The 8762-nt window shown below is 61.3% G+C and carries 9 protein-coding genes, 1 tRNA gene and 1 pseudogene; 3 read left to right on the forward strand and 8 right to left on the reverse strand.

Annotation, left to right across the window (positions count from 1 at the left end):
- The 7 genes from HP499_RS16645 to galU all read right to left on the reverse strand — a co-directional run.
- Positions 1-439, reverse strand: a 439-nt coding sequence (locus HP499_RS16645; RefSeq protein WP_253951648.1) for a DUF3037 domain-containing protein, incomplete at its 3' end; no start/stop codon positions are given.
- A gap of 2 nt (positions 440-441) precedes the next feature.
- Positions 442-1290 (reverse strand): HipA family kinase, encoded by an 849-nt coding sequence (locus HP499_RS16650; protein WP_172325332.1) that lies wholly within the window; start codon positions 1288-1290, stop codon positions 442-444.
- A gap of 782 nt (positions 1291-2072) precedes the next feature.
- Positions 2073-2145: transfer RNA gene (locus HP499_RS16655), tRNA-Ala, on the reverse strand.
- 37 nt (positions 2146-2182) lie between these two features.
- Positions 2183-2983 (reverse strand): SDR family oxidoreductase, encoded by an 801-nt coding sequence (locus tag HP499_RS16660; RefSeq protein WP_172325333.1) that lies wholly within the window; start codon positions 2981-2983, stop codon positions 2183-2185.
- A gap of 6 nt (positions 2984-2989) precedes the next feature.
- Positions 2990-3868, reverse strand: a complete 879-nt coding sequence (locus HP499_RS16665) for a hypothetical protein (protein ID WP_172325338.1) — start codon at positions 3866-3868, stop codon at positions 2990-2992.
- A 145-nt stretch (positions 3869-4013) separates the two neighbouring features.
- Complete coding sequence (locus HP499_RS16670; protein WP_172325339.1) at positions 4014-4628, reverse strand: GNAT family N-acetyltransferase; 615 nt, start codon at positions 4626-4628, stop codon at positions 4014-4016.
- An 8-nt stretch (positions 4629-4636) separates the two neighbouring features.
- Positions 4637-5572, reverse strand: coding sequence for a UTP--glucose-1-phosphate uridylyltransferase GalU (gene galU / locus HP499_RS16675; RefSeq protein WP_172325334.1), 936 nt, complete (start codon positions 5570-5572; stop codon positions 4637-4639).
- A 97-nt stretch (positions 5573-5669) separates the two neighbouring features.
- On the opposite strand from galU, the gene HP499_RS16680 reads away from it, so the two are divergent.
- The 3 genes from HP499_RS16680 to HP499_RS16690 all read left to right on the forward strand — a co-directional run bounded on the left by HP499_RS16680 (position 5670) and on the right by HP499_RS16690 (position 7620).
- Positions 5670-6302, forward strand: coding sequence for a 5-formyltetrahydrofolate cyclo-ligase (locus tag HP499_RS16680; RefSeq protein ID WP_172325335.1), 633 nt, complete (start codon positions 5670-5672; stop codon positions 6300-6302).
- A gap of 169 nt (positions 6303-6471) precedes the next feature.
- Complete coding sequence (locus HP499_RS16685; protein ID WP_172325336.1) at positions 6472-6744, forward strand: FmdB family zinc ribbon protein; 273 nt, start codon at positions 6472-6474, stop codon at positions 6742-6744.
- Positions 6745-6819: 75 nt separating this feature from the next.
- Positions 6820-7620 (forward strand): Flp pilus assembly protein CpaB, encoded by an 801-nt coding sequence (locus tag HP499_RS16690; protein ID WP_172325337.1) that lies wholly within the window; start codon positions 6820-6822, stop codon positions 7618-7620.
- 26 nt (positions 7621-7646) lie between these two features.
- On the opposite strand, the pseudogene HP499_RS16695 reads toward HP499_RS16690, so the two are convergent.
- Positions 7647-8762, reverse strand: a pseudogene (locus HP499_RS16695) (AAA family ATPase); the annotation flags it as partial.

Raw genomic sequence — 8762 nt, forward strand, 5'->3', positions numbered from 1 at the left:
TAACCCGAGCGCCGAACTGTTCACGGGATTTCACCTGCGGGTCGGCAATGAGATGGTCGAAGAGCATGTCATTGCCAGCCTGTGCCGACTGGGCCACGATTGGATATGGGGGCGATACCTGAACTGCATTGTTCAAGCGGGCTGCTAGCCGCGCCACAGTTGCAGCACTGATATTTTCGCCGGAGTCGGCAACCGCAGTCAGGATGGGCTCGGGCCCGGAAGCGTGCACATGATCAAGGTTGATCACCATGCGTTGCAGTTCTCGCAGCCAGTAATTGGCGATCGTCGGGTCACCGCCTAGGCGCGTGGCACGCTGAAGGTGCCTGACCTGACGGAATGCCCAGTCATGCCCGTCCGCTCCAACGAGCAGGGCGATGTTGACGAATTCTCCGCGGATTGGGTCAGGTACGTATCGGACTATCCAGTATTGGTAGAACATCTTCACCTCACTTCGTTTTTGGTTTTCGGATTGGCTAGGGAGGTCTCCTTGGCCAACTGGCGCATTCTTGCAGCCGCATGAGTTCTTCTCATATAAAACCACCATGCGAGCGATTCCAGGAGTTCATCCGGGACACCCCATGCTAGAGGCACACTCGCAACCACGTCTATAAGGTCCGTCACGCTAAGCGCTTCAATCCGTTCAAACATCTCGACAAAAGCCCCGGGATCCATACCCTTCAGTGGGCCTTTCCACGGCTTCCAGGACGTGACTGTCAGTTCAAGATCCTTGGCCGTAAGTGGTTCGGGTTCTCCACCGGTGATCCAGTGACCGTGATCGTAAGACCAGACCTGCTCTTCGTTCTGGCGGTCATAGAGCCACTGCTCATCCTCGCCATAACACAGTTCCCAGAGCGCGATGAAGCGTGGCTGCCGGGTCCTATTTCCGTCGCGTGTTACAGAATCGAGAACGTTCTTCTCTAGGCAGTTGTCAAGAATCAGCGACCCATGGGCCACGCCGGCTTGGATACCACTCCCCACTAGGCGCGGGTCATGAGTCAGGGCTTCAGGGACGTTGACCAGGATGGATGGACGCATGGGAGCGTCCAGCTTGCGGGCCAGTGCCTCAACGACGCGCTCGGCAATCAATGAGTCAAGACCATGGGCATTCCCCATGTATTTCACCCAGTAGTGTGCGCCACTGGCAGCAATTCCCAGAAACGGTACTGACCCTGTGTTGGCCACACCGGCTATGGCAAATATGTCGGTCTCGGATTCCGGGCGTGGACGCGCGGCAAGAAGCCCAAGCCAATTCAGCCGGATCGAGTAGTCGATCTGTTCCCCCACGCTCATCTGAAGCTACCTATTCCTCTTGGTCCTGTGACTCTTCGCCGCGCTCATTGCATTCACGATCTCGCTTGACGTGCGACTCATGCTGGGAGCCAGCGGCCAACTCTTGCAAAGTTTTCCGGCAAGGGAACGTTGCCATGGTTCAGCACTTCCGAGCCGGTCTTCTGACCAGCGCCAAGACCCCAACTTGTAATGATGACGGCTCAGCCTATCTCGACTCGCGATGCCACGGTGCTCGCGATCAATGGTTTTGGCGAATCGTGTCTGCTCTTGAGGCGATCGGAAATTCAGGAAACGTCTGGAAGCAGAAAGAGCATTAGAGGCCACCCAAAAGGAGCGCGAAACGTTCCGGCAGGCGGCTGTTGAATTCGCCAGATACTGGTGGGAGTTCGAGTTCTTCTGAATTTCGCAGCGGGAATAAGTGCGTCGCCGATTTTCTGCGCGATCCCAGCTGCGGTTGTAGGAATCACTAATAACCCGAATCTAGTGACATGGCTTAAGGCAGCATCGACGGTGCGGATATGCGTCGACGCCGTCCTGTATGTGGCCATCGCCGCAATAGCATGGCGGTCATGAGAGCCGCGGCCCAATTCTGTGGGGCCAAACGGATCGCGATACTGGACCTTGCATTGGGGGCTGGCTTTTCGCTCTTGTACTCTTGGCAGTCTCCTCCTCCATACCCTTCTGATAGCAAGGAAAGGTTCCATCTGCGGTACGCGCACAGCGACGAAAAAATAGAAACGGCTTTTGACCCGCGGCTCAACAGGTCAGAAGGGCCATTTTTGTGGAGCTAAGGAGATTCGAACTCCTGACCTCTTCGATGCGAACGAAGCGCTCTACCAACTGAGCTATAGCCCCTGGACCAGTCAGTAACCGTCCGGCCGGTGTCCCTAGGCTACAAACTTTCCCGACGCTTTTCCAACCAGGACACGAACGTCTCCAAGCCATCGTTCTGCCCGGGGATCAGGTTGTTGCCAGCCCTCAGGAAATCACCCATGGCTCCGGGCAGGGGAACCTCCACGATCCTGCCCCGGGCACCGGTAACAGCCTTCCAGGACTCGGCCATCTGCCGCATGGTGAGCACTTCCGGGCCCACCACCGTGCGCAGGCGGTGACGCTCAGCGGCGGGGCTTTCCAGGGCAGCGTCGAGCAAGGCCTTGGCAACGTCCACGGGCGAGATTGTCTGGAAGCTCGCGCCCTTGAACACAGGAATGAGACGCACCTTGGAACCGGAAGCGAAAATCATCGCCACCAGGCCGTGGAATTGAGTTGCCCGGACCACCACGGTCTCCAGCGGCGACTCGGAGTACCTGCGCTCTTTACGGGCTTTCGAGACGTAATACGGGTACGTGCTCAGATCGCAGTTGATGATGGACAACGCCACCGCCCTGCCGACCCCCGCTCGGTGAGCCAAGGCAAGTAGCCGGGCACCGCCGTCGGCGAATTTTCGCTGCGCCTTGCCGAACTGACCTTCAAGGCAGTCAATGACGACGTCGGCACCTGCCAAGGCGGTCGCCAGGCCTTCTCCGGTGGTGACGTCCCCGGCAACGTACGTGACGTCGTCGTGACGCTTTTCTGAGCCAAGAGGGGGCACACGTCGGGATAAAGAGGTCACCTTATGCCCCTCAGCTACTGCCCTCCGGGCAACTTCGCGCCCCACCTGGCCTGTACCGCCCGCGACGCAGATGCTGGCCATGGGTGACTAGGCGCGGCGGCGCTGCAGGACGTCGTCCAGGTTACTGAGCGCACTCTGTCCCTTGGCAGACGACGCGGCAGTAACCTCCGCTTGTTCAGCACCTTGCTTCAGGACGGGCTTACCCACCGGCTTGGGAGCCTCCGGGAGATCCAAGGGTTCAGGAGCGGGCCTCGGGGCCTTGGCGGCTTCAACATACGTGGGCTTGGGAACTGCCACAGGCTCCCAGCTGGAGCCCTTGGCCTCGGTTGCCTGCGCCGAGGTGTCCCCGGCGGCAACGGCGACAGCCAGCGCGGCCTGGCGAAGCTCAAGAGCGGACAAGCGTGCAGCTTCACGACTGGTGGCTTCGGCGTCGAAAACCGGGGTTTCCTTCGCTTCCACGGCCGGCTCCTTGGGCAAGTAGCGGGCAGGCGTCGGGATGGGCGCCGCCTGGGCCGCACGGCGTGCCCGGCGTTCGCGAAGATCCCTGAGAGCGAGCTTCCGCAGCGTTACGACGGCAAGCACGGCACCAATCAAGGACACCAGCGGCAACCAGAATGACGCGGCGCCAAAGACCAGGAGTATGCCTGAAACGATCGCCGTCACCAGCAAGGCCAAGCCGGCCAAGGCCAACGTGAGCCGGGCGTAGCGGATGGTGAAGGGAGTGGTGGGCGCTTTCCGCAGCGACGGCTCGGCCACGCGGGAATCCTGGGGCGACGCCGGTGCTTTGCTGTGCATGGTCTCCATCGGTTTCTCCTGCTGAGGTGCCAAAGTCAGTACCACCCCTGCCTGCGGTTCGTCTGGTTCGTCTATTGGCTCTGCTGAAACAGTGGCCGTTTGGACTTGTTGCCGCCTGTTCCGGAGAACATAAGGCGCCACCCAGACCATCCACAGCGCAACAGTGACCACGAGTATCACTGAGCTGCTGAGAGGGAAGTCCACATTCAAAACCGTAGAAGCAAATCACCGGGGGCGGCGGCATTGCGGCCGGTGTGTCGTCGGCGAGTCCGCAAATGACTGGATATACGGCCAAAATGCCCCGTGACCTGCCCGTTTATTGTCTAAGCCACCGGCGGAGCAGACCTTCAGGAACTTCATCCGCGGTCAGGGCAAAGGATCGGTGGTCAGCCCATTCGCCATTGATATGCAGGTACCGTTCCCGATACCCCTCATCCCGGAACCCGAGCTTCTCCACCACCCTCAGGCTGGGAGTGTTCTCCGGTCTGATATTTATCTCCATGCGGTGCAGGCCCAACACCTTGAAACAATGATCGGTAGCCATGGCAACCGCCGTGGGAGCAATACCGTGGCCTGCCCGCTCCTTATCCACCCAGTAACCCAGCGTGGCCATCATCGCCGACCCCCAAATGATGGAAGAAACAGTCAGCTGTCCTACGATGAGCGGCTCCCGGTATCCCGGGGTCCTCTCAACAATGAGGAAAGGCAACGCCGTGGACTGGCGCGCCTGGTAGTTCAGGGAGGCCACCATCTGCCGATAGCTGGGCAGGCGCCCACCCGGAGCCGGGTTGGACGCCTCCCAGGGAGCGAGCCATTCACTGTTCCGCGAACGGACTTCAGACCACTCCCGCTTATCGCGGTATCGGATAGGGCGAAGAAGCAGGTCTCCGCTTTCCAGCGTCACCGGCCAGATCGCAGAGCCGTGCACCATGAGTTTGTTTACTTGGGGAGCGCGGCAGTGAAGGTCGGCAGCCACTCACGAAGTTCAGGACCGAGGTCTTCACGTTCGCAGGCAAGCTCAATGCAGGCCTTGAGGTAGCTGAGTTTGTCGCCTGTGTCGTAGCGTCGGCCGCGGAATACGACGCCGTACACGCCGTAGCCTTCGCCTTCGCCTGCCGCCAGAACCTCCAGGGCATCGGTCAGCTGGATCTCGCCACCACGGCCCGGTTCGGTCTTTTCAAGGACATCGAAGACGGCCGGGTGCAGCACGTAGCGCCCGATCACGGCGAGATTGGACGGGGCCTCTTCCGGAGAAGGCTTTTCCACGAGCTGCTTGATACGGACGTAGCCGTCCTCGCCGATCTCTTCGACGTCGGCGCAGCCGTAGGCGCTGATCTTGGAGGGTTCCACCTCGATCAGGGCAACCACGGAACCGCCGGTCTTCTGCTGGACGGCGATCATGTCGCTCAGGAGGTTATCGCGGGCATCAATCAGGTCATCACCGAGGAGTACGGCGAAAGGCTCGTGGCCAACGTGCTGCTTTGCACGAAGCACCGCGTGGCCCAGGCCGTTGGGATCACCTTGGCGGACGTAGTGGATGTCACCGAGGTTGGTGGCGGATTGGATGGCCTCAAGCTTGGCGGTATCGCCCTTCTCGGCCAGCGTCGCTTCCAGCGCCGGCACGCGGTCGAAATGATCTTCCAGGGCGCGTTTGCTGCGCCCGGTGATCATCAGGACGTCGTGCAGGCCAACTTTGACCGCTTCTTCGACGACGTACTGGATGGCTGGCTTGTCAACCACGGGCAGCATTTCCTTCGGCATCGCCTTTGTTGCAGGCAGGAACCGGGTACCAAGACCCGCTGCGGGGATGACGGCCTTACGGACAGCATTGTTATCGAGAGTCACCGGACTAATGTAACGGAAGGAATACATCATCGGCTAAACCCTCGCCGCGCCGGGACAACATTTCTGCCGACCGGATGGCAGCTTTGTTGCCGCACTTGCAACAGGCGAACCTCACGATCGGACACCCATGGCATCAAAGGAAGACCTCCGCAGCAGCCGTCGCCTCCAAAGGCGGACCCTTTCCCCCGAGCAGATCGCAGCCGCCGGCAGGTCGATCGCGCAGCATGGAACGGCGTGGGCGGCTGCAGCCTCCTCCTCCACGGAGGCCACTTTTGCCGTCTATCTCGGCGTCGCCTTTGAGCCTCCCACCATGCCGCTTATCCAGGCACTGCATGAGGCCGGACACAGGGTCCTCCTTCCCGTTTGCGAGCCCGGCAGGCAGTTGAGCTGGGTCTACTGGACCCCGTCAACAGTCTTTGTGCGCTCGTCCTATGCTCCTATCGACGAACCGGAGGGCGAACGGCTTGAAAGCCAAGTGGTGGCCGGGGCTGCCGGAATCTTCATGCCTGCCACAGCAGTGGACAGGGACGGCAACCGGATCGGCCAAGGCGGCGGTTATTACGATCGGCTCCTCCAAGGACTCGACGCTTCCGGCGGGCGGCCACCCACCATCGCGGTAATTTACGACGACGACCTGTTGCCTTCGGGTTCGATTCCCGCCGAACCATTCGACCGCCCCGTTGAGGAAGTGCTGACTCCCTCCGGCGTAATCCGGCTCCACGACCCGGCAGATCCCGACGGCCCCGCGGGTAAAGCCTGAGGCGTACAGCGCGGCCGCATTGGATGCCCGTGAGGTCCGGCACATGCGCTGGCGCATGCGCGGTGGACGGATGATAGAATTGGCACTCAGGCCCTGCGACTGCTAATGGGAAGATAAATCTTCACCATCGCCGCACAGGACCTGACCTTTGTCCTGAAGGAGGAACTCAGTGCCCACATACGCATACGCCTGCAAAGACTGTGACCATGCCTTTGACATCGTCCAGTCCTTCTCTGACAGCTCCCTGACGGAGTGCCCCGAATGCAAGGGCGCCCTTCGCAAGAAGTTCAACAGCGTCGGCGTCGTCTTCAAGGGCTCGGGTTTCTACCGGACTGATTCCCGCGATGCCAAGGGCAGCACTGTTTCAGCTGCGCCGGCTGCACCTGCCGCCGCGTCGACTGCTCCTGCTGCCGCTCCGGCGCCGGCAACTGCAGCCAGCTGACTCCTGCGGCGCGGTTTTCCACATAGCCCGCCGGGCCGCTGTTGGAGGTGCCGATCGGCTGGCTAACGTGGCGGCATGCCACAACAGTCTCGAAGCGCCCTCCTTGCCCGTGCCCGGCGTTCAGCGTCCACTGATGGTCCCCGACGCCCGGCTACCTCCACCGCTACCGGGCGGGCATCTCTCCGCTCTGGTGCTTCAACGTTCCCCCGGTCTCTGAATCGTTCGTCCCCCCAGCGCGGAAGGCGAAGGATTGGCTCGTGGATTGCCCGGAACCGCCGGCTCACCGTTGCCCTCCTGCTGTGCTTGGCCGCCGGCATGGCCGTCCAGCAACTGACCCCGGTATCTGAGCAGCGGGTCACCGTCCTGGTGGCCGCGCGTGACCTTCCAACGGGAACCACACTGAAAGAAGCGGACTTCGCGAGGGTGGAAGTGCCCCCGGACCTCGCCATTTCCGGGGTGCCCTCAGACGCTGGAGCCCTCGTCGGACGCCAACTGGCTGCAGCTCTAAGCCGGGGGCAGATCCCCACGGAGTCCAGCCTCCTGGGGCCTGGGCTTCTCACCGGATCACCCGTGGGTACGGCCGCCGTACCCGTGCGAATGGCCGATCCGTCCTCCATCCAGCTCCTCTCCCCCGGCCAGTTGGTCACTGTGGTCCTCACCGCAGCTGGATCCTATGACGAGTCGAGGCAAACCCAGGTACTCGCCGGTCCCGTCCCTGTTCTCTGGACCTCAGCCCATGGAGGAAAAGGGGGCGAATGGCTGGGCACCAGCGATACCGAAGGCTTAGTGGTGGTTGCCGCGGATCCACAACAAGCAGAAAAGCTTGCCGGCGCGTCAACGCAGGGCAAGCTTTTCTTTGTTTTGGTCAGCCCATGACGGGCGGTTCCGGCGCTGGCCTTCGGTCAGCCCCAGTGCGGCGGCTTTTGTTCCTTCAGCCACTGCTCATGATCGTAACCGGACTCATCGCCCCAGCGCCGGGGGTCGTCTTCGGCGGCTTTCGTGGGAAGAATGCCACTGACGCCGGGTTTGACTGTAGCGGCCTGGGCGTTGGAAGCCTCTTCAGCGGTATCGTCGCCGGACGCTGCAGATTCCGCCTCTGTCCCGTCTTCCGGAGAGGTTGTTTGTTCCATCAGTGGTACTTCTTTCCCGGTTTCTGTTTCGCTGTCTGCGCCACCTGTAGCTTCATCGAGCCGGGCGGATGTCTTTTGCACCGGACTCGGAGCAAACGTTGGCTGCCCCTTATCCACACTCAATTGTTCAACGTCCATGTCAAGGAAGCCATGTTGCGACGAGGACCGCGGAATATGATTCTCCAGCCCCAGGTAGGAACCGATGCGATCAGCGCACGACGAAGGATCGGTGAAGACCTCAATGGTCCACAGGGACATGTAACGCCATCCCATGCGCTCCAGCAGTTGAGGCCGCAGCCTGCTGCGTTCCCGGACACTCATCCGGCGGTAACGCTCGGTGCCATCTGACTCAATGGCAACCGGGGTGGGAATTTCTGCTCCCTCCCGGCCAATCGTGTGAACGGGATCAGCGGCAGCAGCAATATCCAGCACGCCATCATAAAGATGCCAGACACGGGCTCCGCGTGCCCGCAGGCGTTCTCCGAGATCAGCAACCAAGGGATCCTCACCGAGGGCCTGTTCACTGGCAACAGCACGGGACGCGGGCGTACCCAGATTGCTGTTTCCGGAGAGTTCCCGGTCCAGCAGTTCGTAGAAGTCCACCGCGCCGTGAGCCAGCCGATCAAGGTCAAGGTCCTCGGGACGGAAGCAGCTCAGGACATGCATGGAACGCCTCGCTCGGGTCATGGCCAAAGCGAACCGGTTCCGGCCACCCTCGGCGGACAGCGGACCGAACGTGTGAAGTGCGCGGCCATGCGGCGTGCGACCGTAGCCGAGCGAGAAAATCACGTGGTCACGCACCAAGCCCTGCGCGCGCTCCAAATCCACTACACGGAAGGACTCCGGGCCAGCTCCGAAGAAGGTGGACAGCAAAGGGTGGTTGGGCAG

The sequence above is a fragment of the Paenarthrobacter sp. CM16 genome (genome assembly GCF_013179505.1).
Lineage (GTDB): Bacteria > Actinomycetota > Actinomycetes > Actinomycetales > Micrococcaceae > Arthrobacter.